Genomic DNA, 1,459 nt, shown 5'->3' with positions numbered 1-1,459 from the left:
TGAAACGGGAACTGGAAAAGAGCAGAAAGAAAGGAAATGTAGCCTAAATCTGATGTTGGAACAAACTATTTTTGCGAAAAACCCTTGACACTACCAGTCCACCTTCAACGGCCTCGACTCCATCGAGAAGAACGTGAAGCGCTACAGGGACATTGAAATGTTCAAACGCTGGATGGCCGCAGAGGTCCTCCACCGCGAAAAGAACTGGAGACGGTTGGACGGCTATGCGGAAATCCCCGAACTTGTCGAAAAACTTCGGGAAAAGAGCATGAAACTACTTGACAATGAAGCGCTAATAGCCTAGATTTACACCAGTTGGAGACCTGGATTTTCAACTAAAAAAGGGACAAATTCCTCAAAATCAAATTGTCTAAAATCTTTATTCATAAAGCAGCAATTCTGTGATCTTAACGCATCGAGAAATTTTACTAATTTGTTTTCTATTGCTACATTAAAGTCGCGTTTTCCAACAGGTAGGTTAAACTCACCCTTACTGTTAAAACGTAATTGATTGTTAAATCCAAAAAGAATTAATGTGTAAAGTAATATGTAATATTTGTTGTTTTTTTTAGGATAGCTGTTAAAATAATCTCTTAAAAGTAAAAATTTTTTTCGATTGTATTCTGAAACTCCCTTATTAGCATCGCCACCATAAAATTTAAAATTGTGCTCTCTAGTCCTACTAAAACCGTATTCATCGATTATGGAATTTATTCCATTTATTATAGTAGAATTTTTCATTTTTCTAAAAGTTTTTAATAGAGAAATGAGAGGCTTTGAAATGTCATTATATATAGTATTGTTTGCTATAACATTCATGCCTACATTGCAACCTCCACAAAATAAATCGACAAATGTGCTTATATTAGACGGTAACAAAGGTAGGATTTGGTCGAGAATCCTTGCTTTACCGCCAATGTAATTTAGGGGAGATGCTATGTATTTTTTTATTTGAGTACGCTGCATAAAAATAAACGTTCTTGATTGTCTTTGTTAAATTCACTTTTTCCAGCGTCAAAACCTTTGTAATTCATTGAAAAAATTTGAACATTCCCTCGCAATGATAAAATGCGTATTATTTCGTCGTCAGTCATTTTTGCATTGGAGCGGCATTGTAATTTCTTTCCGTTATTATTATAGGAAAATAATATATAGCGACATTTTAATTTTTTTACAAGATCCTCCAACGCTTTGGACGCTTTTTCACTTTTACAGTATTCACTTTTCATTCCTTTACGATCCATCTTTTTTGCGACGCCAAATACCTTGGGCTTTTTCCAAAGAGCAATGTTTTCTAGCAGATGATAGGCATCGCAATATTGGCGAGAATTATATGGCGGATCTAAATACGCAACATCAACTTCGGTAACGTATATTTTCTTTCGCAAATTCCACTAAGGGGGTAAAAAAATAGGATGTTCCAATTTTTAGATTTGAAATAACCACAAATCAAACACAA

3 protein-coding genes are annotated in these 1,459 nt (G+C 34.7%); 1 reads left to right on the top strand and 2 read right to left on the bottom strand.

Annotated features, from left to right (window positions below; translation table 11 throughout):
- The first annotated feature begins 133 nt into the window (after positions 1-133).
- The gene (locus tag BUB55_RS14430; RefSeq protein ID WP_159432010.1) at positions 134-304 is read left to right on the top strand and encodes a hypothetical protein; all 171 of its coding nucleotides are present in this window, start codon (positions 134-136) and stop codon (positions 302-304) included.
- Positions 305-306: 2 nt separating this feature from the next.
- Here BUB55_RS14430 and BUB55_RS13740 read toward each other — a convergent pair whose 3' ends face one another.
- Both BUB55_RS13740 and BUB55_RS13735 read right to left on the bottom strand, forming a co-directional pair.
- Positions 307-966 (bottom strand): DNA adenine methylase, encoded by a 660-nt coding sequence (locus BUB55_RS13740; RefSeq protein WP_073192446.1) that lies wholly within the window; start codon positions 964-966, stop codon positions 307-309.
- Complete coding sequence (locus tag BUB55_RS13735; RefSeq protein WP_073192444.1) at positions 948-1,388, bottom strand: DNA adenine methylase; 441 nt, start codon at positions 1,386-1,388, stop codon at positions 948-950. The genes BUB55_RS13740 and BUB55_RS13735 overlap by 19 nt, the downstream gene beginning before the upstream one ends.
- Positions 1,389-1,459: the final 71 nt, after the last annotated feature.

Origin of the sequence: Fibrobacter sp. UWP2 (assembly GCF_900141705.1) — a bacterium.
GTDB lineage: Bacteria > Fibrobacterota > Fibrobacteria > Fibrobacterales > Fibrobacteraceae > Fibrobacter.
This window is presented reverse-complemented; position numbering and strand designations above follow the sequence as displayed.